At 69.6% G+C, this 23,181-nt stretch carries 22 protein-coding genes; 10 read left to right on the forward strand and 12 right to left on the reverse strand.

Annotated elements, in window-relative coordinates:
- Together ACQPYK_RS27765 and ACQPYK_RS27770 are read left to right on the forward strand one after the other, a co-directional pair.
- Positions 1-171: a CopG family transcriptional regulator gene (locus ACQPYK_RS27765; protein ID WP_433236829.1), complete on the forward strand. Its 171-nt coding sequence runs from the start codon at positions 1-3 to the stop codon at positions 169-171.
- Positions 168-512, forward strand: a complete 345-nt coding sequence (locus tag ACQPYK_RS27770) for a VOC family protein (protein ID WP_433236836.1) — start codon at positions 168-170, stop codon at positions 510-512. Before ACQPYK_RS27765 ends, ACQPYK_RS27770 begins: the two co-directional genes overlap by 4 nt.
- A gap of 14 nt (positions 513-526) precedes the next feature.
- On the opposite strand, the gene ACQPYK_RS27775 is transcribed toward ACQPYK_RS27770, so the two are convergent.
- Positions 527-775: a hypothetical protein gene (locus ACQPYK_RS27775; RefSeq protein WP_433236839.1), complete on the reverse strand. Its 249-nt coding sequence runs from the start codon at positions 773-775 to the stop codon at positions 527-529.
- A 212-nt stretch (positions 776-987) separates the two neighbouring features.
- Between ACQPYK_RS27775 and phnA the strand changes: the two genes are divergently transcribed.
- From phnA to ACQPYK_RS27800, 5 genes are read left to right on the forward strand one after another with little or no spacing between them, the layout of a single operon-like run.
- The gene (phnA, locus tag ACQPYK_RS27780; protein WP_433236842.1) at positions 988-2,265 is read left to right on the forward strand and encodes a phosphonoacetate hydrolase; all 1,278 of its coding nucleotides are present in this window, start codon (positions 988-990) and stop codon (positions 2,263-2,265) included.
- Complete coding sequence (locus tag ACQPYK_RS27785) at positions 2,262-3,584, forward strand: MFS transporter (RefSeq protein WP_433236845.1); 1,323 nt, start codon at positions 2,262-2,264, stop codon at positions 3,582-3,584. Before phnA ends, ACQPYK_RS27785 begins: the two co-directional genes overlap by 4 nt.
- Positions 3,585-3,626: 42 nt before the next feature.
- Positions 3,627-4,760, forward strand: a complete 1,134-nt coding sequence (locus ACQPYK_RS27790; protein WP_433236848.1) for a TIGR03364 family FAD-dependent oxidoreductase — start codon at positions 3,627-3,629, stop codon at positions 4,758-4,760.
- Between the two features lie 23 nt (positions 4,761-4,783).
- Positions 4,784-6,247 carry an aldehyde dehydrogenase family protein gene (locus ACQPYK_RS27795; RefSeq protein ID WP_433236851.1) on the forward strand — a complete coding sequence of 488 codons (1,464 nt, stop codon included), beginning with the start codon at positions 4,784-4,786 and terminating at the stop codon, positions 6,245-6,247.
- Positions 6,248-6,281: 34 nt separating this feature from the next.
- Positions 6,282-7,178: a LysR substrate-binding domain-containing protein gene (locus tag ACQPYK_RS27800; RefSeq protein WP_433236854.1), complete on the forward strand. Its 897-nt coding sequence runs from the start codon at positions 6,282-6,284 to the stop codon at positions 7,176-7,178.
- Between the two features lie 89 nt (positions 7,179-7,267).
- Here the strand turns inward: ACQPYK_RS27800 and ACQPYK_RS27805 are convergent, their stop codons facing one another.
- Entirely contained in the window at positions 7,268-10,144 is a 2,877-nt protein-coding gene (locus ACQPYK_RS27805; RefSeq protein WP_433236857.1) for a beta-N-acetylglucosaminidase domain-containing protein, read from the reverse strand.
- A 640-nt stretch (positions 10,145-10,784) separates the two neighbouring features.
- Here ACQPYK_RS27805 and ACQPYK_RS27810 point away from each other — a divergent pair.
- The gene (locus ACQPYK_RS27810) at positions 10,785-12,476 is read left to right on the forward strand and encodes a beta-N-acetylhexosaminidase (RefSeq protein ID WP_433236860.1); all 1,692 of its coding nucleotides are present in this window, start codon (positions 10,785-10,787) and stop codon (positions 12,474-12,476) included.
- Between the two features lie 505 nt (positions 12,477-12,981).
- Here ACQPYK_RS27810 and ACQPYK_RS27815 read toward each other — a convergent pair.
- A complete protein-coding gene (locus ACQPYK_RS27815; protein ID WP_433236863.1) occupies positions 12,982-13,176 on the reverse strand; it encodes a hypothetical protein in 195 nt (64 codons plus the stop codon).
- A gap of 118 nt (positions 13,177-13,294) precedes the next feature.
- Here ACQPYK_RS27815 and ACQPYK_RS27820 point away from each other — a divergent pair, with 118 nt between their 5' ends.
- Positions 13,295-16,120: a tetratricopeptide repeat protein gene (locus tag ACQPYK_RS27820; RefSeq protein WP_433236866.1), complete on the forward strand. Its 2,826-nt coding sequence runs from the start codon at positions 13,295-13,297 to the stop codon at positions 16,118-16,120.
- A 14-nt stretch (positions 16,121-16,134) separates the two neighbouring features.
- On the opposite strand, the gene ACQPYK_RS27825 is transcribed toward ACQPYK_RS27820, so the two are convergent.
- From ACQPYK_RS27825 to ACQPYK_RS27865, 9 genes are all read right to left on the reverse strand, one after another.
- The gene (locus ACQPYK_RS27825) at positions 16,135-16,377 is read right to left on the reverse strand and encodes a CGNR zinc finger domain-containing protein (RefSeq protein ID WP_433236869.1); all 243 of its coding nucleotides are present in this window, start codon (positions 16,375-16,377) and stop codon (positions 16,135-16,137) included.
- Positions 16,374-16,796, reverse strand: a complete 423-nt coding sequence (locus ACQPYK_RS27830; RefSeq protein ID WP_433236872.1) for a nuclear transport factor 2 family protein — start codon at positions 16,794-16,796, stop codon at positions 16,374-16,376. Before ACQPYK_RS27830 ends, ACQPYK_RS27825 begins: the two co-directional genes overlap by 4 nt.
- 65 nt (positions 16,797-16,861) lie before the next feature.
- Positions 16,862-17,824, reverse strand: a complete 963-nt coding sequence (locus ACQPYK_RS27835; RefSeq protein ID WP_433236875.1) for an amidohydrolase family protein — start codon at positions 17,822-17,824, stop codon at positions 16,862-16,864.
- Entirely contained in the window at positions 17,821-18,354 is a 534-nt protein-coding gene (locus ACQPYK_RS27840; protein WP_433236878.1) for an NADPH-dependent FMN reductase, read from the reverse strand. Before ACQPYK_RS27840 ends, ACQPYK_RS27835 begins: the two co-directional genes overlap by 4 nt.
- Positions 18,354-19,223 (reverse strand): alpha/beta fold hydrolase, encoded by an 870-nt coding sequence (locus tag ACQPYK_RS27845; protein ID WP_433236881.1) that lies wholly within the window; start codon positions 19,221-19,223, stop codon positions 18,354-18,356. The genes ACQPYK_RS27840 and ACQPYK_RS27845 overlap by 1 nt, the downstream gene beginning before the upstream one ends.
- Positions 19,224-19,236: 13 nt before the next feature.
- Positions 19,237-20,370 carry an MFS transporter gene (locus tag ACQPYK_RS27850; protein ID WP_433236884.1) on the reverse strand — a complete coding sequence of 378 codons (1,134 nt, stop codon included), beginning with the start codon at positions 20,368-20,370 and terminating at the stop codon, positions 19,237-19,239.
- Positions 20,367-20,927, reverse strand: coding sequence for an NADPH-dependent FMN reductase (locus tag ACQPYK_RS27855; protein ID WP_433236887.1), 561 nt, complete (start codon positions 20,925-20,927; stop codon positions 20,367-20,369). The genes ACQPYK_RS27850 and ACQPYK_RS27855 overlap by 4 nt, the downstream gene beginning before the upstream one ends.
- Before the next feature lie 11 nt (positions 20,928-20,938).
- Positions 20,939-21,481 (reverse strand): carboxymuconolactone decarboxylase family protein, encoded by a 543-nt coding sequence (locus tag ACQPYK_RS27860; protein ID WP_433236890.1) that lies wholly within the window; start codon positions 21,479-21,481, stop codon positions 20,939-20,941.
- Positions 21,482-21,560: 79 nt separating this feature from the next.
- Complete coding sequence (locus ACQPYK_RS27865; protein ID WP_433236893.1) at positions 21,561-22,136, reverse strand: AAA family ATPase; 576 nt, start codon at positions 22,134-22,136, stop codon at positions 21,561-21,563.
- 316 nt (positions 22,137-22,452) lie between these two features.
- Between ACQPYK_RS27865 and ACQPYK_RS27870 the strand changes: the two genes are divergently transcribed.
- The gene (locus ACQPYK_RS27870) at positions 22,453-22,959 is read left to right on the forward strand and encodes a hypothetical protein (RefSeq protein WP_433236896.1); all 507 of its coding nucleotides are present in this window, start codon (positions 22,453-22,455) and stop codon (positions 22,957-22,959) included.
- Positions 22,960-23,181: the final 222 nt, after the last annotated feature.

Here is a 23,181-nt window from a genome sequence, read left to right on the forward strand (position 1 = left end):
ATGGGCGCAGAAGTCAAGCAGTTCAACGTCTACTTGCCGGTGGACCTCATCCGGCAGGTCAAGCACCATGCCATCGAGAACGAGTCATCGCTCTCGGCCCTGGTCGCCGAGGCGTTGCGCACGTATCTCGCCGTTCACGAGCAGGAATCTCAGAAAGGAAGGCCGATATGACCACCGAGGGCATCGAAGGCGTGTACCTCGAGACCCACAACTGGGGAAAGGCGGCCAAGTTCTTGCAGGCGTTGGGCTACAACGTCGAGTTCGCGACCGAGGAAGGCTCGGGGATGCTCCGCAACGGCGACGGCCCCTACCTCCTGCTCGCCGAAATCCCCGAGGACCAGAAGACTGAGGTCCAGGTCGTGCTGCGGGTGACGGACGCCGACGCGTTCAGTGCCGACCCGTCCATCGATGTGGTCACGCCATTTGAGGAGACCCACTACGGAACGCAGGAGATGAAGGTACGCGACCCTGACGGACGCGTCTGGAGCCTGCAGGCGCCGATCAAGAAATGAGTGCGTGGCAGCTGTCATCGGTGCTCCACAGGCCACCGCGGACCGAGGATCGCTCGCTCGCCGTGCAGCTGCCCCCGCTCCACCCGCTTGCGCGCTTCGGCGGCCGCGCTCAGCGGCAGCATCTCGGCCGTCCGGGAACGGAGCCGATCAGTGGCGAGTAGGCGTTGATCGTGCCTGCCGCCTCGGCGAGTTCGGCCGTCGTGGCGTGTGAGCAGTTCGGCCGGGAGGGAGATTCCGGCGGGGTCGGCGGCGTCGAACCGCACGCCACAGCCGTCCGCGCTTGGCCCGCCGGCGGGTTCCGCGCTCCTGCCGCTTCGCCCTGCCGACCAGCCGGCGCACCGTGCCGCCGACGAGTCCGGGACCCGATCCACGGATCTATTGCTGATCGGCTATGGCCGGCATCGTGAGGTGAGGCGTTCCGGGACGGGCCGTTCAGGGTTAGACAGGAGGCATGTCAAGCAGTCATGAAAAAACGGTGCACAACGATCAGGAAGCCCTGCGGATCAACGGACGGCAGTACCGGCAACCGGCTGCTCCGGTCGTCGTGGTCTGCATCGACGGCAGCGAACCCGAGTATCACGAGAAAGCCATCGCCGCAGGTCGGATGCCCTACCTGGCCTCGCTCATCGAGCGCGGTGGCAGCCTCGACGCGGAATGCGCGATGCCGTCGTTCACCAATCCGAACAACATGTCGATCGCCACCGGGGTACCGCCCGCGGTGCACGGAATCTGTGGCAACTACTTCTACGACAGCACCACCGATGCCGAAGTGTTGATGAACGACCCGCGGTTCCTGCGGGCGCCGACGATCTTCTCCGCGTTCGAGGAGGCCGGCCACTGGATCGCGGTCATCACCGCGAAGGACAAACTCCGCAGGCTGCTGGGGGCGGGGTTGCGGCAGAGCATCTGCTTCTCCGCCGAGCTGGCCGAGAGCGCCACGCTCGCCGAGAACCGGATCACCGGCCTGCTCGATCTCGTCGGCCGATCCCAGCCCTCGGTATACAGCGCCGAGCTCAGCGAGTTCGTGCTCGCGGCCGGGGTGCGCATCCTGGAGCGTGACCTGCCCGACCTGATGTACCTGTCGCTGACCGACTACATCCAGCACAAGCACGCTCCGGGGTCGCCGGTCGCCAACGCGTTCTACGCGATGATGGACGGCTACTTCGCGCAGATCGACGCACTGGGCGCCGTCCTGGTGATCACGGCCGACCATGGGATGAACGCGAAGTCCGACGAGCACGGCGAACCGCGGGTGGTCTTCCTGCAGCCGCACCTGGACGGGTGGCTCGGCGCCGATGCGGCCCGGGTGATTCTGCCGATCACCGACCCCTACACCGCCCACCACGGCGCGCTTGGCTCCTTCGCCACGGTGTACCTGCCCGCGGGCGCCGATCGGGACGCCGTCGCGGCGCGGTTCGCCCGGTTGCAGGGGATCGAGACGGTCCTCGATCGCGAGAGCGCCTGCGCCGCCTTCGAACTGCCCGCCGACCGGGTCGGTGATCTGATCCTCATCGCCGAACGCCACACGGCGCTGGGCACCGAGCCCGCGCGCCACGATGTCTCCCAGCTCGACGAGCCGCTGCGCTCACACGGCGGCCTCACCGAGCAGCGGGTGCCGTTCCTGGTCAACCGCGCGCTCGACGGACTTCCCGAGGGGCACCGGCTGCGGAATTTCGACGCCTACTGGGTGGCGCTGAACCACCTCGCGCCGGCGCCGGTCCTGGCCGGTCGATCGGAGAGGGGGACGCCATGACCAGGGCGGACGCTCAGAGGTCGGTGCGGCTCATGAACAGTGCCGTCGCGCCGCTGTACCGGCGGTGGCGTGTCCGGATCTTCGTGGTGACCTGGATCGCCTACGCGGGTTTCTACTTCACCCGCCAGGCGTTCTCGGTGGCCAAGGTCGGCATCCTCGACGACCCGGCGGTCAACCTGACACTGACCAAGGCCATGCTCGGCAACCTCGACGCGCTCTATCTCGCGGCGTACGCCGTCGGGCAGTTCATGTGGGGCACGCTCGCCGATCGCTTCGGGCCGCGGGTGGTGGTGCTCGGCGGACTCGCCATGTCGGCCGTCGCCGCCGCGCTGCTCGGAGTGGTGACCGCCCTGGTGCTCTTCGCCCCGCTGATGATCGTGCAGGGTCTCGCCCAGTCCACGGGATGGTCCTCGCTCTGCAAGAACGTGGCGCAGTTCTTCGCCGTGCGCGAGCGCGGCCGGGTGCTGGGGCTGTGGAGCACCAACTACGCCTTCGGCGCTCTCGCCGCGGGACCGTTCGTCGGCTGGGTGGCCTACGGGATCTTCGGGACATGGCGGGCCGCGTTCTTCGCCGGGGCCGCCGTGGTGGTCGTCGTGTTCGCGCTGGTCGCGATGCTGCAGCGCAACCGGCCCGCCGACGTCGGGCTGCCGCCCGTCGACGAGTTCGTCGGCGAGCCCACCGCCGGTGCCGTCGACGCGCGGCCGCACGCTCCACGATCGGTCCGCGAGGCGTTCCTGGCCGCCGCGCGTGACCGCATGGTACTCACGCTCGGCGTGGCGTACTTCCTGCTCAAGCCCGCCCGCTACGCGATCCTGCTGTGGGGGCCGGTGATCGTCGTCGAGCACATCCCCGAAGCAGGACCGCTGGAGGCGGTCGTCATCCCGGTCGCGTTCGGGGCCGCGGGGCTGGCCGCTCCCATCCTCGTCGGGCTGGTCTCGGACAAGCTCTTCTCCGCCCGCCGGGTGCCGCCTGCGGTGCTGAGCCTGCTCGGCCTGGTCGCAGTGCTCGTGCTGTTCGAGCCGCTGACCGCCTCCGGCAATGTCGTGCTCATGGTGGTGCTGCTGGCACTCATCGGGCTCACCGTGTACGCCGCCGACGCGATGATCTCCTGCGTCTGCGCCGTCGACTTCGGGACGTCCGAGCACGCCGGGGCCTCGGCCGGCTTCGTCAACGGCTGCGGCTCGGTCGGCGCGATCCTCGGCGGCCTGCTGCCGGGCTACCTCGGCACCGGCTCCCTGTTCTACGGCTTCGCCGGCGCCGCGTTCGTGGCCGCCGTGCTCCTCGCGCCGCGCTGGAACTCGCGCCCGGCCGCCGCCTGATCCGAACTGGTCCCACCCCGCACGCCCGGAAAGGAACGAAGCATGACGACACGACGGACGGACGTCGCGGTGGTCGGCGGCGGCATTGTCGGGATCGCCTCCGCCTACGCCGCGGCACGCCGCGGCCACCGCGTCACCCTCTTCGAACGCGACGAGCGCGCCGTCGGCGCCTCGATCCGTAACTTCGGGCTGATCTGGCCGGTCGGCCAGGCCGCCGAGGTGTATTCGCGGGCTCTGCGCGGCCGCGAGATCTGGCTGGACCTGCTCAAGCGCACCGATGCCTGGTACGCGGAGAGCGGTTCGCTCCATCTGGCCCGGCACGCCGACGAGCAGGATGTGCTCGAGGAGTTCCTCGCCACCACCCCGGCCGCGGTCGAGAACGGCGTCCGGATGATCACCTCGGCCGAGGTCGCCGAGCGCAGCGGCACCGCGCGGACCGACGGGCTGCGCGGCGCGTTGTGGAGCCCGACCGAGGTCAACGTGGACCCTCGGCAGGCGATCCCGGCCGTCACCGATCTGCTGGCCCGAGAGTTCCGCGTCGAGGTGGTCTACGGGGCCGCGGTCCGCGGCATCACGCCGCCCACCGTGTCGACCACCGCCGGGGACTGGTCGGCCGAGCGCGTGGTGGTCTGCAGCGGCAACGAGTTCCAGACCCTCTACCCGGAGGTCTACGCCGCCAGCGGCATCCGGCGCTGCAAGCTGCAGATGCTGCGCACGGTGCGGCAACCCGCCGGTTGGGCGCTCGGTCCCGCGTTGTGCGCCGGGCTGACCCTGCTGCACTACAAGTCGTTCGCCCACTGCGCGAGCCTGGCGCCGCTGCGCGAGAGGTTCGCCGCCCAACTGCCCGAGCACCTCGCCCAGGGCGTCCACGTCCTCGTCTCGCAGACGGCCGACGGCCAGGTCACGATCGGCGACAGCCACAGCTACCGCATGACGCACGACCCGTTCGAGCACGAGAGCGTGAACCGGGCGATCCTCGACTACTTCGCGACGTTCGCCGTGCTGCCCCGCCCCGAGATCGCCGAGCGCTGGCACGGCGTCTACCCATCGTTGCCCGACGGCGGGGTCGACCTGGTGGCGTACCCCGAGCCGGGCGTCACCGTCGTGAACGGGTTGGGGGGTGCCGGCATGACTCTGTCGTTCGGGCTCGCCGAGGACCTGCTCGCCGACCGGTGAGCCCACACCTGAAAGGCATTCCCATGGCGAATCCCACTTTCGCGCTTGTTTCCGCCCATCACCTGCGCAACCACGTCGACGGGCGCTGGGTGGTACCCGAGACCGGCCGCAGGCGGCGCAACGTCAACCCCGCCGACACCGCCGACGTGATCGGGGAGTTCGCCGAGTCCGGCGGCGTCGACATCGATTCCGCGGTCGCCGCGGCACATCGGGCCGGGCCCGCGTGGCGCGACCTCGGGCCCATCGCCAGGGCCGCCTACCTGCGCCGGGCGTGGCAGTTGCTCACCGAACATCGCGAGGACTTCGCCGCCGCGATCACCCGAGAGCAGGGCAAGCGCACGTCGGAGGCCCGCGGCGAGGTGGAGCGGGCACTGGCCGTCCTGGACTTCACCGCCGGCGAGGCCCGCAGGCTCAACGGCGTCACGACACCTGCGGAGGAACCGCGCACGTTCGCGTGCACGTTCCGCGTGCCGATCGGGGTCGTCGGCCTGATCACGCCGTGGAATTTCCCGCTGGCGATCCCGATGTGGAAGGTCGCCCCCGCGCTGCTTTCCGGCTGCACCGCCGTACTGAAGCCGAGCCCTCTCACACCGCACACCGCGGCGCTGCTCGTCCAGCTGTTCCAGGACGCGGGCCTGCCCAGCGGAGTGCTCAACCTCGTACAGGGCGACCAGCCGGCCGGCGAGGCACTGGTCGCGCACCCGGACGTCGCCGGCGTCTCCTTCACCGGATCCCTGCCTGTCGGAGTGGCGATCCAGGAGGCCGGAGCACACCGGCTCCTGCGCACCCAGCTCGAACTCGGCGGGAAGAACGCCGTGATCGTCCTCGCCGACGCCGATCTGGACCGCGCCACCGACGCGATCGTGCACGGCGCGTTCGGGCAGGCAGGGCAGCGCTGCAGCGCGACCAGCCGGGTGGTGGTGGACCGCGAGGTCGAGCAGCCACTCCTGGAACGGCTCGTCAAACGGGTCTCAGCGATGCGCGTCGGGCCCGGCGCCGCACCGGACACCGACGTGTGCCCCGTGGTGGACGCCGCACGCCTGGCCGCTTGCGTCGCCGCGGTAGAGGGGGCGCAGGCGCAGGGCGCGAAGCTGGCGTGCGGCGGACGGGCGGTACCGGGTCCCGGCTATTTCATGGAGCCGACGATCCTGCGCGACGTCGCCCCGAACGCCACCATCGCCCAGGAGGAGGTCTTCGGGCCGGTCCTGTCCGTGATCCCGTGCGATGGTTTCGACGACGGCATGCGCATCTCCAACTCCGTGCGCTACGGCATGTCCGGCACGCTGTTCACCCAGGACCCGGCCCGGATCTTCGAGGCGCTCGGCCGGTTCGAGGCCGGCATGCTGCACGTCAACCGGCCGGGTGTGGGGGCGTACGCGCACCTGCCGCACTCCGGGTCGAAGGCGTCGCAGTTCGGGCCGCCGGAGTGCTCCCCGCAGGTCTGGGACTTCTACACCGAGTGGCGGTCGGCCTGCATCACCTACTGATACCCACAGAATGCCGTGGCGTTAGCGTTGAATCATGCAGCTCAACCTCCATCGCCTGTGGATCTTTCTGCAGGTGCTCGAGTACGGTGGCTTCTCCGCGGCGGCTCAGAAGCTCTACATGAGCCAGCCGTCGGTATCGGGGCAGGTGCAACAGCTGGAGAAGTCGCTGCACGCCACGTTGGTCGACCGGTCCGGGGCGCGGGTGCGGGCCACCGCCGAGGGCGAGGTGCTGGCCGAGTACGCGCGGCGCATCTTCCTGCTCGCCGACGAGGCGGTGACCGCGATCGAGCGGGTGCAGGGACTGGCGACAGGACGGATCGCCGTCGCCGGAACGAGCACCGTCGGCACCTACCTGCTGCCGACGCTGCTCGCCCGGTTCGTGCACAAGTATCCGGGCATCGAGCACAGCCTGCAGGTCGGCAACGGTGAGCAGGTGCAGCGCTGGCTGCTCGACGGCAAGGTCGGGCTCGCCGTGCTCGCCGGTCGGCCTCCGGCACCGCAGCTCGAGGTCGCGGCGATGTTCGAGGACCTGCTGGTGCTGATCGCAGCCCCGGACCACCCGTTGGCCGGCCGCCCGGTCGACCCTGCCGAGCTGGCCGGGGAGCGTTTCCTCCTGCGGGAGGCCGGCTCCGCCACCCGTCAGCTGCAGGAGGCGGAACTCGCCCGGTGGGGCCTCGGCGAAGTCGCGACGGGTGACATTTGGGGGACCGAGACGCTCAAGCAGGCCGTCGGCGCCGGAATGGGCCTGTCCCTGATCTCCGAGCACGCCGTGACGCGCGACGTCGCCCTCGGCGCGCTCGCGCTCATCGACGTGCGACCGGCGCCGCCGGCCCGTCCGATCGTCGTCGCCCACCGCCGCGACCGGCTGCTCTCACCCGCCGAATCCGCTTTCCTGAGGCTGTTGGAAGAGCAGGCGAACTGGCCACGCTGAAGCCGGCGGCCGGTGCGGCGCCGGGTACGGCACCCGCGGTGACGAGCACGCCAACCGGCGCGACGGCCACCGCACCCGGGACACCCGCGTCACGACTGGCGAACGGTCACCTTCACCTCGGCCTTCACCTCACCGAAGCTCACCGTCACCGTCTCGGTACGGCCGGCCGCCCCCGCCGGAGGGGTGATCTTCAGCGGGACCGTGAGCTGCCCGCCGCGCGGCACGGTGAGCTGCCTGTGATGGGGAGCGACGTTCCATCCGTGGGGCGCGCTCACCGTGAGCGTTCCCTTGACCGCCCTGGCGAGCCGCGTCGTCAGCACCGCCGTCGCGGTCGACTTCTCCTCCGCCGTGGCCTCCAGAGTGCCGGGAACGATCTGGAGATCGGCGGGCGGCACGTCGGCGTAGCGCGGCACGATCTCGGCGATCCGCGGCGCGCCGCCGCCTGCCGCCCATGCCAGCCGTACGGCGTCGCTCTTCACCTCAGGAGCGTCGAGCTCGGTGTACGGCCCTGACAACGCGCCGATCGCCCGCCACTGGCCGTCCACCTTGACCTGCACCTCGGCCGACCCCGTGCCGACGACGATCACCTTGTCGATCAGGCGCGCCTGGGACAGCGTCACCTGCAGGGCGTCGCCGTCGCCGGGCGCGGACGCGGCCGTGTAGATCGTGTCGAGGTCGCCGTCGACGGCGGACGCGAGGTCACCCGCGGGCGTGCCGCTCGCGGTGAGCTTGGTCTTGCCGCCGTCGAGGGTGTCCACCTGGAACTCGCGGACGACCAGCCAGTTGCTCTGCCCGCCGGTCGATCGGTAGCGGACGTAGCGGGCCCGCGTGCCCTCGGGTGCCTTGTGCCTGACTTCGGCGGTCGTGCCGCTGGTCAGCGCCGTCCAGGTCGCGCCGTCAAGAGAGTGTTCCAGGACGCCCGCGTGAATGTAGTCGCCGGGGCTGGAGCTCTTGCCCATCAGCACGGCGATGTCGCCGATGGTCCGAGCCGAGCCGAGGTCCACGGTCACCGCGTCGCCCGCGCCCGGTGCGCTGTTGCTCCAGTAGAAGGTGGCGGGGTCGCGGTCGGCCATCAGCTCGGGGCCGTACTCGGAGTAGGTCCCGAGTGTGCTGGTGGCGATCAGGCGGTCGGGGTCGGCGCCCACCCACGCGTCATAGGCCTTGAAGGCGTCGGCGATGAACGTGTCGATGACGCGGTCGCCGATCTTGGGAAAGGTGGTGGCGTGCGGCAGCCGTACGTCCCTGATGGCCTTGGCGTCGGCGACCAGCTTGGTGATCTCATCGCGCAGCTGCAGCGCCCTCCCCCCGTCGTCGGCCCGAACGGCGTCGGTCAGATCGATGGCCTTGACCAGGGCCTTCGTCCACAGCCTGGTCGCTTCGAGCCAGGCCTTGGCCTCGTCGAGGAAAGCGCGGTCGGCCACCCCCCTGGCGATGAGGTCGGGAGCCTTGGCGTACCGTTCGGCGACCGCGCGCAGTCCCTCGCCCCTGGCGATGGCGGCGGCCAGGAGGGGCGCCTGCTTCTTGTGCAGCGTGCCGTCGAGGGTGTTGAGGTCGGCGAAGTCGCGCAGCGCCTGGACGGTGGTCTGGTCGCCGCCCGCCACCTCGGCCAGCGCGCGTTGCCATGACCGCTCGGCGTCGTAGGCGGTGTCGTTCCAGCCGAAGTCGCCGAAGGAGTAGAGCGGGATCTTGCTGACGGCGGCCTGGTTCATCGGGTTGGAGATGATGCCGACCAGGCTCTCCGACAGGCCGTTCTCGCGCCCCGTGTAGGCGGCGATCGACAGCCGGCCCGCGTTGTAGTCGTTGACCGGGTAGTTGTCCCAGACCAGGATCTTGTGCCCGAACACCGCCCGCGCCTGGGCGGCCTCCCGCTTGAGTATCGCGGTCGGGATGACGCCCACGCCCGTCCAGTGAACGATCACGTCGGGGTCGAGGTTGTCCCTGAACGACTTCTTGTAAGCGGTCTCGGTGGTGTTGTCGTACTCGGTCGGCACGGTCTGCAGCGGCGCCACGTCGCCCTTGCCCCGCACCCAGCCCTGCACGGTGTTGAGCAGGTCGGTCTGCGCCCAGCCCGACCCCTTGGTGCCGTACTTCTCGCGGTCGCCGTCGCAGTTCCACCTGCCGGCGTCGATGTCGTCCAGCGCGACGTTGAACGACCTGCCGCCGAGCGCGTACACGGCCTCGAACTTGGCCAGCAGCTTGTTCACGTCGTCGGCCGAGGTGTAGCAGATCGACAGGCCGGGCGAGAGCGCGAACGTGAAGTCCACCCGGTTCGCGCGGGCGCGCGTGATCAGCTCGCCCAGCTGCGCCAGCTTGTCCTGCGGGTACGGCTCCCGCCACTTGTCGCGGTGGTAGGGATCGTCCTTGGGCGCGTACTCGTAGGTGTTCATCCGGTGCGCGCCGAGGTAGTCGAGATGGTCGAGTCTGTCCTGGTGCGACCATGGCGTGCCGTAGAAGCCCTCGATCGAGCCCCGATAGGCCATGGACGGCCAGTCGCGCACGACCACGCCGGGCACCCGGTCGGCGCCGCCGCGCTTCTGGATGAGCTGGGCGAAGGTGAGTGCGGCGTAGTAGGTGCCGTCGGCGTCGACGCCGTCGAGCGCGATGTGCCTGCCACCGCGTCCGTCCTTGCCCGCCGCGAGCACGTAGCCCTCGGCGGGTAGTCCTTCGGACCCCTGCGCGCCCAAAATCTCGGCCTCGCCGCCCAACCAGACGGTGACGGGTGTCTTCGGATCCTCGCCGTCGGTGGTCTCGATCCGTTCGACGCCCGCGTCCTTCAACGCCTTCCGTACGACGGCTTCGGCCTGGGGGTCGCTCCGAGTGGTACGGACCAGTCCGACGACAGGGCTCAGGGGAAAGCCGCCGTGAGTGGGCGTGATCTGCTGGGGAGTGGGATAGAGCCGGTTGACGGAGGCGGCCGGCTCAGCGTCGGCCGGTGCGGCGACGAACAGGGAAGAGGCGGATAACACAGCCGCGAGGACCGCTGGACCTGGATGTTTCGGGGGCATGCGCATCCTTCTATGAGTGATCTACTCGCAAAGTGGGTGAATCGCTCACATGAGATCACTCCGCGATCAACGCGGTCAATACTGGTCCGTACCAGCCGTATAGGATTTCTCTATACGACGGATAGGGCCGGCTTCGCACCACGTGATGCTCGGTAGCGCGTCCCGCCTCCCGGCTTACCCGGCCCGTCTCCCCCGTGGCGTTCATCGACGAGTTCAAGCGTGCGTCCGGGGTCGGGCCGAGCGGTATCTCGCCTGTCGAACATGAAGCCGTCTCCTACGCCCGGCACCGGCCCGAACCGGCGGCCGAGGTCAGCCCCTGGAGCCTCCACCGAACCCGGATCGCTTCCGTCCGTACCGCCCGCCGTTGTCGGTCCCGGAGACGCCGCAGGATCATTGGAACGTTCCATGAGCAGTTATAGCGCCTATAGATGATTATTGTTGATTGAAATAGCGCAAATATTGACACTTTTGATCATGAATTGCTAGGTTGCGGCCACCCCCTCGACGAAGGAGTGCCGTAATGTCTCCTGCCTTCGGGCAACGTCCTCGACCTCTCCGAGCGGCTGTCGCGGCAGCGATCTGCGCTTTCACCGTCATCGGCGTGGCACCGCTCAAAGCCGACGCCGACCCCGTCACCCCTGTCGCCGGCACCGCGGTCGCGATCATCCCGGCACCGGCCCATCTCCAGGTCCGTGCAGGCGAAGCCGCCACGCTCGGCCCCCGCACCATCATCAAGACCCACCCCCTCGACGACGAAGCCCGCAGGGTCGGATCACAGTTCGCCGAGTTCCTGCGCACCGCCACCGGCTACCGGATACCGGTGGGCGTCGCGAGCGAGGGCGATGATCACGAATCCCTCGAGAGCGGCGGCGCCAAGGGCGCGATCGTGGAGTTGTCCACCCGAGGCGGCGATGCGCTCGGCGAGGAGGGCTACACCCTGAACGTCAAGAAGAACCGCATCTTGATCAAGGCGCACACCGCGGAAGGACTGTTCCGGGGCGTGACCACCCTGCGTCAGCTCCTACCGCGGCAGATCGAGTCGGCGAAGCGGGCCGAGGGACCATGGACGATCCCGGCGGTGCGTATCAGCGATGCGCCCCGCTACGAGTACCGCGGCGCGATGCTCGACGTCGCCCGGCGGTTCTTCGAGGTGGCCGACGTCAAGCGCTTCATCGACTACATGGCGATGTACAAGCTCAACGCCCTGCACATGCATCTGACCGATGACCAGGGGTGGCGGCTCACCGTTGACGGGCGACCCGCGCTGACACAGGTCGGAGCCTCGACGCAAAGCGGCTGGAAGCCCGGCACCGGCGGCCCGTGGTACTACACGAAGGCGCAGTACCGCGAGATCGTCGAGTACGCCGCCGCCAGGTTCGTCGACGTCATCCCCGAGATCGACGGTCCCGGGCACGCCACGGCCGCCAAGGCGTCGTTGCCCGAGGTCAACTGCGGTGGCCAGGCTCCCCCGCCCTACTTCGGTTTCGACGTCGGGCTGCCGCCCGTCTGCCTCTCCCCCGAAGCACGCCCGGCGGTCAAGGCCTACCTGACCGATGTGCTCCGGGAGGCGGCGCAGCAGAGCTCGGCCGACATCGTGCACATCGGCGGCGACGAGGTGCCCTCGACCACGACCGAGCAGATGGACTGGTACGTACGGACCGCCGGCGAGGTCGTCACCGCTCAGCACAAGCGGGTCATGGGATGGCACCAAATCGGTGCCGGCACCCTGCCGCCGGGAAGTCTGCTGCAGTGGTGGGGCGACCGTGGTGACCAGGCCTCGATCGGCACCGGCCAGGAGACCGGCGCAGTACGGGACCTGCGCGCCGGCGTCGCCCAAGGGGCGCGCGTCATCGCTTCGCCGGCCGACCGCGCTTACCTCGACATGAAATACGACTCCACCAACCCCTACGGTCTCAGCTGGGCCGGGTTGGTCAATCTGCGCCGAGCCTACGAGTGGGACCCGGTCAGCGCGACATCGAGCACCGACGGCACCCACCGGATCGTGAGTGAGGAACAGGTCGCGGGCGTCGAGGCTCCCCTGTGGACCGACCGAGCGTACCGTGGGTCGAATTCGCTGCCCACGTCTCTGAACCAGTTCGTGCCGCCGTCGGTCTACACCGACTTCATGACCTACCCTCGCCTGCCGGCGATCGCGGAGGTCGGCTGGTCGTCGGCCGAGGCGCGCTCGTACGACGAGTTCCAGCGCCGGGTCGTGACCCACGGCCAGCGGTGGGACGTGCAGGGCATCGGCTACTACCGGGCACCGGATGTTCCCTGGGCGGCCGTGTCGTGAGCCGGTTCACGCCGACTTCGCCAGGGCTGATCTGACGTAGTCCGCCGCTGGATGGGCGCCGCCGGGCTGACGCCCGGCGGCGTCTCGGTGCCGAGGCTCGATCACGGGGTGTCGGCAAGGCTCGGGCGACCAGCCCCTCCACTCGGGTCGGCGTCACCAGGGGTGAAGTGGCAAGGAAGACCAGGTCGAAGCCCCCGGTAGCATCCTTGATCAGGATGTGCAGCCATGGCGATCCGCGGCTGTCCGGGATGCCGGTCTTCTCGGGGCCGATGACTCGAAGACGTGCTCACCCCCCGCCCGGCGGCCCTCGACGCCCCGCCTGCGGTGACGGAGCTCGCCAGCTTGGTGCACGGCTGGTGCGAACTCACCGCCGGCCTTCCGTCCGACCTGGACGACTGGAGCCGCCGTCACGTTCACGACCTCGCCGATCTCGAAACCAGGTGGCCGGCGGCGACACCTTGCTGCACGGCGACATCAACCGGCCCAACCTGCTGATCGACCGAGATCAGGCTGCGCGATGCTCTCGCGGGTGGAGGCGGGCAGCGCGCCGCCGGTCAGGGCGCCGGAGAAGTCGAGGTAGGCCTTGAGCACAGCGGGCGTTGGCCATCGCCTTGGTCATGTTCGGGGTGACGCCCAGGGCCTTCTGGACGCCGGCGAGCAGGTCGGCGGCCTTGCCGGTGGCGGCGTCGGACTGGATCAAGGTAAGTCAGCACATGTCATGCCTCTTTCTCATTCGGTGGAATTGAGAGGAAGCGTGCGGTCGGGGATTGCTAGATTCGCCATTCATCCGCCATGGATGGATCGATAGGGGGATCGACGTGCGGTTTGTGGTGCTTGGCCCGGTGGCGGTGTCGCAGGCAGGAGGGCAGTCGGCGGCGCTGGCGCCCCGGCAGCGGGCTGTCCTGGCCTACCTGCTGTTGCACGCAGGGACGGTGATCAGCGCTGAACGGCTGATCGGCGCGATATGGGGCATGACCCCGCCGGACACGGCCCGCGCGCAACTGCAGGCCTCGATCGCGGCGATCCGCAAGGTCCTGCGCGCGGTCGGCACCGACGAGGTCCTGGCCACCCGCAGCGCCGGGTACGTGATCCAGCCTGGGCCGGACCAACTGGACCTGCAGGAGTTCACCGGCCTGCTCACCACTGTCGCCGACCTCGACCCGACGCATGCGGCCCAGCAGATCCGGCGGGCGCTGGCGTTGTGGCAGGGCGAGGCGCTGGCCGATGTGAGCGCCGACTTCGTCGCCCAGGCGCGGAGCAGGCTGGAGGAACGCCGACTGAGCGCGCTCGAGCAGATGGCAGAGCTCGAACTGCAACTGGGCGGACACAAGGCTCTGGTCGACGAGCTGACCGCGCACCTGGCCGCGCACCCGTTGCGCGAGCGACTGGCCAGGCACCTCATGCTGGCCTTGCACCGCTCCGGCCGCCAGCCCGACGCCCTCTCCATCGCCCGAACCTTCCGCACCACGCTGGCTGATGCTCAAGGCCTGGACCCCAGCCGCGACTTCCAGCAACTGGAACAGTCGATCCTGCGCGATGACCCGTCTCTGGCTCCGCCTGCCGATGTCCGTACCCCCGAGCCCGAATCCGGTCCGGCTCAGCCGCTGTCGTTCCTGCCTTTCGACATTCCCGATTTCACCGGGCGCGCCGGTGAGCTCGACCGGCTGGCCGATTCTTGGGCCAAGGGCGGCGCGGTGGTGACGATCTCGGCGATCGACGGTATGGCAGGGGTCGGCAAGACCACGCTGGCCGTGCACGCCGCGCACCGGCTGGCCGACCGCTTCCCCGACGGGCAGCTCTTCGTCGACCTGCACGCTCACACCCCGGGGCAGCCCTCCATTGAGCCGGGCGCCGCGTTGGAGACCCTGCTGCGCCAGCTCGGCCTGCCCGCAGAACGCATCCCGCTCTCCCTCACCGAGCGAGCCGCGCTGTGGCGCTCCGAGCTGGTCAACCGGCGCACCCTCATCATCCTCGACAACGCCAGCGACACCGACCACGTGCGCCCGCTGCTGCCTGGCGCCACCCACAGCCTCATGCTGATCACCAGCAGGCGGCGGCTGATCGACCTGGACGGCGCCGACCTGGTGTCGCTGGAGGTGCTGCCCGCCGAGGACGCGCTCGCGCTGTTCACCTCGATCGTTGGGGAGCGAGCGCAGGCGGAACCGGTCGCTGTGCTGGACGTGCTGCAGCTGTGCGGGTTCCTGCCGCTGGCGGTGCGCATCGCCGCCGCCCGGCTGCGCCACCGGCCCCGCTGGAGCGTGGCCTACCTGGCCGACCGGCTGCGCGTCCAACGGCGCAGGCTCAGAGAGCTGACCACGGCCGACCGGGGCGTGGCCGCCGCCTTCACCTTGTCCTACGAGCAGTTGGAGGCCGACCAGCAGCGCCTGTTCCGGCTGCTGGGCCTGCACCCGGGTGTCGATCTCGACCCCCACGCCGCCGCGGCGCTGGCCGACCTGCCCGCCGAGGACGCCGAGGAATTGCTGGAGGACCTCTTGGACGCCCATATGCTCATCCAGACAGAGCCGGGCCGTTACACCTTCCACGACCTGCTGCGCGAGTACGCTCGCGGCATCGCCGCCGAGGACGAAGACGCCCAGACGCGACAGGACGCCCTGACCCGGCTGGCCGACCACTATCGCTACACCGCCAACACCGCGGTCGACGTGCTGTTCGAAGGTGGCGCGCCTGGGCGGCCAGTCCTCCTCGCGCCATCGACGCCCGCCACCTCCTTCGCCGACAAAGGTACGGCCGGCGCCTGGCTGACCGACGAGGCCGCCAACCTGCTGGCGGTTGCCGCCGAAGGCCTGGACGAGGTCACGCTGGACCTGGCGTCGATCCTCTACCTCTACCTCGATGTGAACGGCCGCTATCACGAGGCGGCAGCCGTACACTCCGACGCCGTGGCCGCCGGGCGGCGGCTGGGAGACCGTGACCGGACCGCCAACGCGCTCAACAACCTGGCCGAGGCGCAGTTCCCGCTCGGCCGCTACGACGAGGCGCGCGAGCACGCCCGGGAGGCCTTGGAACTGGGCCGCGAACTCGGACATAAGAGGCACCAAGCGCGGGCTCGGACCTTCCTGGGCGCGCTGGACACCCGCAGGCAGGACTACACCACCGCGCGCCTGCACTTCGAGGCCGCACTGCATCTCTGCAGGGAGATCGGCGTACGGCTCGGCGAGGCGTCCAGCCTGACCAACCTCGGCGACATCAGCGGCCGGCTACGGCTCTTCGACGACGCCGTCGGCTACCACCTGCGGGCCTTGGAGATCTTCCGGGAGGAAGGCTACCGTGTCGGCGAAGCGGAGGCACTCAACAACTTGGGCCTGGCCTCCATCGAGCAGGGGCAGTTCGATCGGGCGCTCGACCACCTTGAGGTGGCCTTGACGATCTATCGCGACGAGGCGCACCCGGCGGGCCAGGCCGATGTGCTCAACAGCCTGGGCCGGGCCGCGCGAGCCATGGCCGAACCGGCGCAAGCCGTACACCATCACACCGAAGCCCTGCGGATCGCGACGGAGATCGGCGACGTGCCGCAGCAGGCCCGCGCGCACGCGGGCCTGGCCGAGGCCACGAACGATCCGAACGAGGCGGCACGGGCACACGAGCTCTACACGGCCCTCGGCGTGCCCGGGCCCGCTGACTAGATCCGTGGTGCCGGTCAGCGGGTGTGCGTCTGGCTGTAGTGGCGGGCGGCGCGGGCGCGGTTGCCGCAGGCGGCCGAGCACCATTCACGGCGGTGGTGATCCTTGACGAAGAAGAGCACGCAGCCGGGCGCGTGGCAGGCGCGCAGGTCGGCCTCGACGGAGCCGTTGAGCATGCGGCGGTAGGCGCGGTCGCTGCCGTGCGCCTTCTGGTGGGCCTGGACACTCTCGGTGAAGGCGAGCTGGGCGAACCTGCTCATGACCGTGATCCGAAGATGACGCGGTCCTTCTCGTCGATGGGGACGTCGTTGATGCTGGCCTCACGGCGGGCCATCAGCCCGTCGGGGGTGAACTCCCACAACTCGTTGCCATGCGAGCGCCACCATTGGCCGGCCTCGTCGTGCCACTCGTACTGGAAGCGGACCGCGATGCGGTTGTCGGTGAAGGCCCACAGCTGCTTGCGCAGGGCGTAGCCGTTCTCCTCGGCCCACTTACGGGTCAGGAAGGCCTTGATCTCCTCGCGGCCGGGGAGGAACTCGTCACGGTTGCGCCAGACCGAGTCGGGGGTGTAGGCCAGGGCGACCCGCTCGGGGTCGCGGCTGTTCCAGGCGTGCTCGGCCAGCTGGACCTTCTGCGCGGCCGTCTCGGCGGTGAAGGGGGGAAGCGGCGGACGGGACATGGAGGTGCTCCTTACGAAGAGGTGGTGCCGGTACGGCAGGCGAGCGCGCCTGCCGTACCGGAGTCTCAGAGGTGGTCGGCGAGCTCGGACAGCAGGAAATCGGTGTTGCCGTCCAGGACCGCGGTCGCCTCCGCGGCGGGCAGGGCCTCCTCGATCGAGGTGACGGCGCGCTTGAGCAGGTCGCCGCTCTGGTAGGGGAAGTCGGTGCCCAGCACCAGCCGGTCGGCGCCGAACGATTCGGCCGCCGCCCTGATCGCGGGGATGTGCCCGTGGCTGACCGTGTCGTACCACATGCGGCGGGCCGCGACGCTCGGCTTTTCCGGCGTGCCGGGTGACTCCCACCGGTACTGGTTGTCGGCCCGCCGCAGCAGCATTGGCAGCGCGCCGCCGAGGTGCGAGTTGATGATCTTCACGTTGGGGTAGCGGGACGGGATCCCCGCGAGGATCAGATGCATGGCGGCGATGGTGTCCTCCATCGGCGCGCCGACCATCCAGCGCATCCGGTGCTCGGCGATCAGCGGGGTCTCCGCGTCATGGCCAGAGGGGTGGACGTACAGGATGGCGCCGCGCCGGTCCAGTTCCTCGAACAGCGGCGCGAAGATCGGGTCGGCGAGGCTGCGGCCGAGCACGTCGGTGGTGACCGCCACGCCGGCCATGCCCAGCGTGTCCAGGGCGCGCGCCAGTTCGGCCAGCGCGGCGTCGATGTGCGGCAGCGGGAGAGCGGCGAAGGCGGAGAAGCGCTGCGGCCAGCGGGTGACCACGTCGGCGTACAGGTCGTTGGCGAACGTGGCCGCGTGCACCGCGTCCTGGAGCCGGGCGAAGTGCGGAACCTGCGGCGAGACCGACAGGATCTGGTGGGCGATGCCGACCGAGTCGTTGACCTCGAAGCGGGCCTCCAGCTCCCGGTCGCTGTCGCCCGCTCCTGTTCCCCGCTGGGTGGCGGTGTCGGTACGGCCGTAGGAGTCGAGCAGGTCGAGGTAGGCGTCTGTCCACAGGTGGGCGTGCACGTCGATGCGCATGATGGTCATTCCTGAACGCTGTTGATCAGTGCGCGGACCCTGGCCAGCAGGTCGGCGCGGAAGGCGGGGTCGCCGACCAGCCCGTCGGTGCCGATGAGGTGGCGTGGAAGCGGGAGGTGGGCGCAGGCTTCCTCGACGATGCGGGCGTCGGTGTAGCCGAGCACCCGTCGCAGCGAGTCGTGGGTGGGCCTGGCCCCGGTGGAGGCGGTGGAGACGTTGATCCAGGCGGCAGGTTTGCCGCTGGTCTCCACCCCGCCGACCGTCCAGTCGAGCAGGTTCTTGAACGAGCCCGGCAGGTCGCCCGCGTACTCCGGGGTACAGATCAGTAGCGCGTCCGCCTCGTCGATCCGCGTACGCAGGTCGGCCACGGCCGGGTGCGGCGGGTCGTGGTCGTGGTCGGGGTTGAAGTGCGGCAGCGCGTCCAGACCGGTGTAGTAGCTCATGGTCACGCCCTCGGGGGCGAGGTCCATCGCGGTCTTGAGTGTGGCCTCGTTGACCGAGCCGGCCCGCAGGCTGCCGCAGATCAGCAGAATGTGCATCAAGTGAGCTTCCTGGCCAGGAAGTCGCGGATCAGGGCCGCGATCTGCTCGCCGTGGGTCTCCAGGGCGAAGTGACCGGCGTCCAGCAGGTGGAGTTCGGCCTCGGGCAGGTCGCGCAGGTAGGCGCGGGCCCCGTCGGCGGCGAAGATCTCGTCCCCGGCCCCCCACGCGATCAGCGTCGGCGGCTGGTGGGTGCGGAAGTACTCCTGGAAGGCCGGGTACCCGTCCAGATTGTTCTTGTAGTCGTAGAAGAGCTGGAGCTGGATCTCCTTGTTCCCCGGCCGGTCCAGGTACGCCTGGTCGAGCGTCCATGCGTCGGGGCTGACCAGCTCCAGCTTGTCAGCCGGGACACCGTGCGTGTACTGCCAGCGGGTCGCCTGCGCGGTGAGCAGCTCCCGTACGGCGGGCTCGTGGGTGACCCGGTCGGTGGCGTGGGCGAAGAGCACCTCCCAGAAGGGGGTGAACCCTTCCATGTACGCGTTCCCGCTCTGGGTGATCAGTGCGGTCACCCGCTCCGGGTTGCGGGAGGCGATGCGCAGGCCGATCGGGGCGCCGTAGTCCTGGATGTAGAGCGCGAACCGCTCCACGCCCAGCTTGTCGAGCAGCGCCACGGTCAGCTCGGTCAAGGCGTCGAAGGTGTAGTCGAACTCCGTGACCGACGGCATGCCAGACTGCCCGAAACCCAGGTGGTCGGGGGCGATCACGTGGTAGGAGTCGGCCAGCGCCGGGATCAGGTTGCGGAACATCGACGAGCTGGACGGGAAGCCGTGCAGCAGGACGATCGTGGGCTTGGCCGGGTCCCCGGCTTCCCGGTAGAAGATCCGCTGGCCCTGAACGTCAAGGGTGGCGTGCTTCACAACTGTGGTCATGATGGTTGGCCTTTCAGGCGTGGACGGTTGTTCTGCTGGGGGTGAGCAAGAGGGCTGCGGCCAGGCTGAAGACCAGGCCGAGCAGGAAGTAGCCGCGGTAGCTGTCGGTCAGCGCGTGGATCGCGGCGGCCAGGCCGAGCCCGGCGGCCGCGGCGAGCTGGTGGGTGACCCAGGCGGGGGCCAGCGTGCGGCCGATCCGTTTCGGGTCGAGTCCACGCGACAGCACGGCCATGGTCAGCGGGATCATCGGGAAGGAGGCGGCGCCGAACAGCACCGCGACCGCCACCAGCACCCACGGGCCAGGGACCGCGACGGCCAGCAGCAGTGCCGCCGCGCGCACGCCGTACAGGATCCGCAGCAGCAGCTCGGGACGGTGGCGGCGCAGCAGGCGGGCCACCAGCGCGGAAGTGATCCCGGCGGCGATGGCCACGACGGCGACCAGCCGGCCCGCGTCGATGACCGACCAGCCGCTCTCCAGGGCGTGCTTGGGGAGCATGAGGACGACGACGTACATGGTCGCCGCGTGCAGGCCGAACGACACCAGCACCCGCATCCGCCCGGCCAGTGACTCCCCGCGCGCCTGGGTCGCGACCTCGACACGGTCGGACGGGAGCACGAACCACAGGACCGCGGTGACCACCAGACCGGCCGCGCCCAGGATCGCGTAGGTGGCGCGGACGCCGGCCGGTTCGAACATGGCGGTCGCGGCCCACGGGGCCAGCACCTGGCCCAGGTTGATGCCGATGGACGCCCTGGCCAGGGCCGGACCCGTCTGGCTGCCGTAGGAGCGGGAGATCAGCGTGGTGATCGTCAGACTGGAGGAGGCGGCGAAACCCAGCCCGCCCAGCACCATGTAGGCGACCACGAACTCCCAGGTGCTCTGGACGACCGACAGGACCAGGTAGCTGCCCGAGCTCAGGATCAGTCCCACGGCCAGCACCGCCCTGGCGCCGATCCGGTCCAGTAAGCCTCCGATGCGCACCTGGACCAGGCCGGTCAGCGCGGTGCTGAGCGCCGCGGCCACCGACAGAACGGCGGCGTTGATGCCATAGGCGGAGGCGGTCGGTGCGAAGAAGACACCCATGGAGAAGTTGAGGCCGAAGGAGACCGTCATCGCCGCCAGTGCGGCGTTCGCGGTGCGGTTCATCGGATCTTCTCCTTCAGCGCGCTCAGGAGCTGCCGGATCAGGTCGATGGTGGCCTCGTCGGTGAGGTCGCCCGCGGCGTCGAAGCGCTCGCCGGAGCGGAAGGCGATGACCTCGGGCTTGACCACGACGTCGGAGTGGGTCCACACGAACACCTGGCGCAGGGCGAGCTGGGCACGCACCGAGCCGAAATTGGTGGGCGCGGCACCCATGATCGCGATCGGCTTGTGCAGCAGGGGGAAGCCCTCGGTCTTGGTCCAGTCGGTGCTGACCCAGTCCAGTGCGTTCTTCAGCGTGCCGGGGATGGAGTAGTTGAACTCAGGGGTCGCGATCAGCAGGCCGTCGGCCTCGGTGACGCGACGGCGCAGGTCCTGGACGATCTCCGGGCGGTCCTGCGGGGTGTCCAGGTCCATGTCGTACGGCGGGATGTCGCGCAGGCCCTGGTAGATCTCGATGTCCAGGCCGCCTGGGTTGTGCTTCTGCGCCGCGCGCAGCAGGGCGGTGTTGTGCGAGTCGGCGCGGAGGCTGCCGGAGATGGCGAGGACCTTGAAGGTGGTCATTGGTGCGGTCCTTAGCGGTTGTGGGAGACGAGGGGCCAGTCGATGTCGGTTTCCGCGGTCTTGTTGAAGTAGTTGGTGAAGACGTTGAGGGCGACGTGGCCGACCACCTCGGCGATCTCGCCGTCGGAGAGCCCGGCCTCGCGGGCCGCCTCCAGGCCGGCGTCGTCGATGTCGCCGCGGGTGCGGACGACGGTGGCGGCGAAGGTGAGGGCGGCCTCGACGTGGGGGTCGGCGGCTTGCCCGTGGCGGGCGCTGTGGGCTTCTGCCGCGGTCAGTCCGGCCAGGTTGGTGGCGATGTAGGAGTGCGCGGACAGGCAGTAGTCACACTCGTTTTCCTGGGCGACCAGCAAGGCGATGCGCTCGCGCACGGCGGCGGGCAGCTCGCCGCCGGCCAGCGCACCGCTGAACTCCAGGTAAGCGGCCAGGACGGCGGGGCTGTTGGCCATGGCCTTGGCCATGTTGGGGGTGACGCCGAGTGCCTTCTGCACGGTGGCCAGCAGGTCGGCGGCGGCGCCTGTGGCGTTCTCTGGCTGGATCAGGGGAAGCCTGGACATGCTCAACTCCTCAAATCTAATGGTTAGATAAATATCTAAGCGTTAGAAGTTATTCCACTCGGCTGAAACCGGTGGCGAGTCAGAGCATGTGGGGGGCCGCTGATAGGTTCCCTATTCGATCGCTATGGATGACCACATAGCGGCCTTGACCTGCGGAGGAATGATGAGCGCGCGGTTCTCGACGCTTGGGCCGACGATGATTTCCGCGTCCGGGCGCCAGGTGCCGGCCACCGCGCCACGGCATCGCGCCGTCCTGGCCTACCTCCTGCTGCACGCCGGGACGATGATCAGCGCCGAGCGGTTCATCGGCGCCGTCTGGGGTCTGACGCACGGCGGCGAGCTCGTCATGCACATCGGCGCGATACGGCGTGCGGGCCCGCTGCCAGTCGGCCGGCAGCACGGCCAGGTCGCGGTCGTCGACCGTCGCGGCCTCGTCGATGACCAGGACGTCGATGCCGTCCAGGCCGTGCCGGCCGGGGTCGTTGGTGCGGGCCACCCAGGCGGCGATCGTGCGGGAGGCGATGCCGGACTCGACTGTCAGGTTCGCGGCCGCCACCGCGGCGGTCGCGGCGCCGGCCACCACCAGGCCGCGGCTTTCCCACGCGCTGCGCGCGGCCGCCATCAGGGGCCACCCGCCGGGCGTGCCGATGAGCATCGTCGTAGTCGATGTCGTGCTCGGCCACTCGGGTCGGCGTCACCAGGGGTGAAGTAGCAAGGAAGACCAGGTCGAAGCCCCCGGTAGCATCCTTGATCAGGATGTGCAGCCATGGCGATCCGCAGCTGTCCGGGACGCCGGTCTTCTCGGGGCCGATGAACAGCCACGATGTGGTCCAGGCTCTCTGCCAGATGAGGGAGCCGATCACTCACGGCTACTTTGCCCCAGGTGGAGCCGACCCGGGTGGAGGGCCTGGTGGCCTTCCTGCTGCCGCCGCAGGGGGCGGCCCCCTCGTATGACGAAAGGATCTGGTCCCATGCCGACTTTGATACGCCGTACTTCCGCCGAGGTGAGGGTGGATGCGTCCACGGTCGATCTGACCGGCGAATCCCTGGTGACGGAGTTCGAGGCGGACTGGACCGCGACGGGCCTGGTCGACGCCGACCCCGACGGCGACGGCGCCCGCATCCTGTGCGGACAGGAGATCGGCGCCATCGTCGTCACCGCCGAGCTGTGGGACGACGCCCCACCGCTGACCGCCGACGGCTGGCAGGACGTCGCCGAGGTGTCCGTTGCCTGGCAATCTGCGTTCATGGACTTCGGGACGACGGACAGCGGCGAGGACCCGGCCAAGCGAGTGGAGCTTCCCGACCCCGGCGATTACCGGCTGCGCGTCCACGGGCACAACCGTGACGATGGCGACCCCCGCGAGGACGGCGACCCCGTAGAGGGGTACCTGATCCAGGTGTGGCCCGCCCCGCGGAACAAGCCCGTCACGGTCAAGTCGACCAGCGAGACCGCGACCCTGTGGAGGAAGCGGTGAGCTCCGCCTGTTGAGCGACGGTAGTGGCCTCCGTGCGGGTGGTCATGGCGATCTTCTCCCGGACGTGGCCCAGGCCCGGCCGTATCGACCACACCACCCGCATCGCCACCGCCCAGCTCGACCAACGAGTCCGGCCATGGATCCGGAACGGCCACCACCGGTCTCCAGGCATCTACGCCGTCAGCTCTCCCACAGCCCTTTGAGGAACGCTGCACCAGGTTC

The sequence above is a fragment of the Streptosporangium sp. CA-135522 genome, assembly GCF_050949235.1.
Lineage (GTDB): Bacteria > Actinomycetota > Actinomycetes > Streptosporangiales > Streptosporangiaceae > Streptosporangium.

What these genes read in the sequence shown, in the direction of transcription:
- ACQPYK_RS27800 (WP_433236854.1), top strand. Translation starts at nt 6,282, where the DNA reads ATGCAGCTCAACCTCCATCGCCTGTGGATCTTTCTGCAGGTGCTCGAG.
- ACQPYK_RS27840 (WP_433236878.1), bottom strand. Translation starts at nt 18,354, where the DNA reads ATGCACATTCTGCTGATCTGCGGCAGCCTGCGGGCCGGCTCGGTCAAC.
- ACQPYK_RS27845 (WP_433236881.1), bottom strand. Translation starts at nt 19,223, where the DNA reads ATGACCACAGTTGTGAAGCACGCCACCCTTGACGTTCAGGGCCAGCGG.
- ACQPYK_RS27855 (WP_433236887.1), bottom strand. Translation starts at nt 20,927, where the DNA reads ATGACCACCTTCAAGGTCCTCGCCATCTCCGGCAGCCTCCGCGCCGAC.
- ACQPYK_RS27830 (WP_433236872.1), bottom strand. Translation starts at nt 16,796, where the DNA reads ATGTCCCGTCCGCCGCTTCCCCCCTTCACCGCCGAGACGGCCGCGCAG.
- ACQPYK_RS27765 (WP_433236829.1), top strand. Translation starts at nt 1, where the DNA reads ATGGGCGCAGAAGTCAAGCAGTTCAACGTCTACTTGCCGGTGGACCTC.
- ACQPYK_RS27785 (WP_433236845.1), top strand. Translation starts at nt 2,262, where the DNA reads ATGACCAGGGCGGACGCTCAGAGGTCGGTGCGGCTCATGAACAGTGCC.
- ACQPYK_RS27865 (WP_433236893.1), bottom strand. Translation starts at nt 22,136, where the DNA reads ATGCTCATCGGCACGCCCGGCGGGTGGCCCCTGATGGCGGCCGCGCGC.
- ACQPYK_RS27835 (WP_433236875.1), bottom strand. Translation starts at nt 17,824, where the DNA reads ATGACCATCATGCGCATCGACGTGCACGCCCACCTGTGGACAGACGCC.
- ACQPYK_RS27850 (WP_433236884.1), bottom strand. Translation starts at nt 20,370, where the DNA reads ATGAACCGCACCGCGAACGCCGCACTGGCGGCGATGACGGTCTCCTTC.
- ACQPYK_RS27825 (WP_433236869.1), bottom strand. Translation starts at nt 16,377, where the DNA reads ATGAGCAGGTTCGCCCAGCTCGCCTTCACCGAGAGTGTCCAGGCCCAC.
- ACQPYK_RS27770 (WP_433236836.1), top strand. Translation starts at nt 168, where the DNA reads ATGACCACCGAGGGCATCGAAGGCGTGTACCTCGAGACCCACAACTGG.
- ACQPYK_RS27870 (WP_433236896.1), top strand. Translation starts at nt 22,453, where the DNA reads ATGCCGACTTTGATACGCCGTACTTCCGCCGAGGTGAGGGTGGATGCG.
- ACQPYK_RS27795 (WP_433236851.1), top strand. Translation starts at nt 4,784, where the DNA reads ATGGCGAATCCCACTTTCGCGCTTGTTTCCGCCCATCACCTGCGCAAC.
- ACQPYK_RS27790 (WP_433236848.1), top strand. Translation starts at nt 3,627, where the DNA reads ATGACGACACGACGGACGGACGTCGCGGTGGTCGGCGGCGGCATTGTC.
- ACQPYK_RS27860 (WP_433236890.1), bottom strand. Translation starts at nt 21,481, where the DNA reads ATGTCCAGGCTTCCCCTGATCCAGCCAGAGAACGCCACAGGCGCCGCC.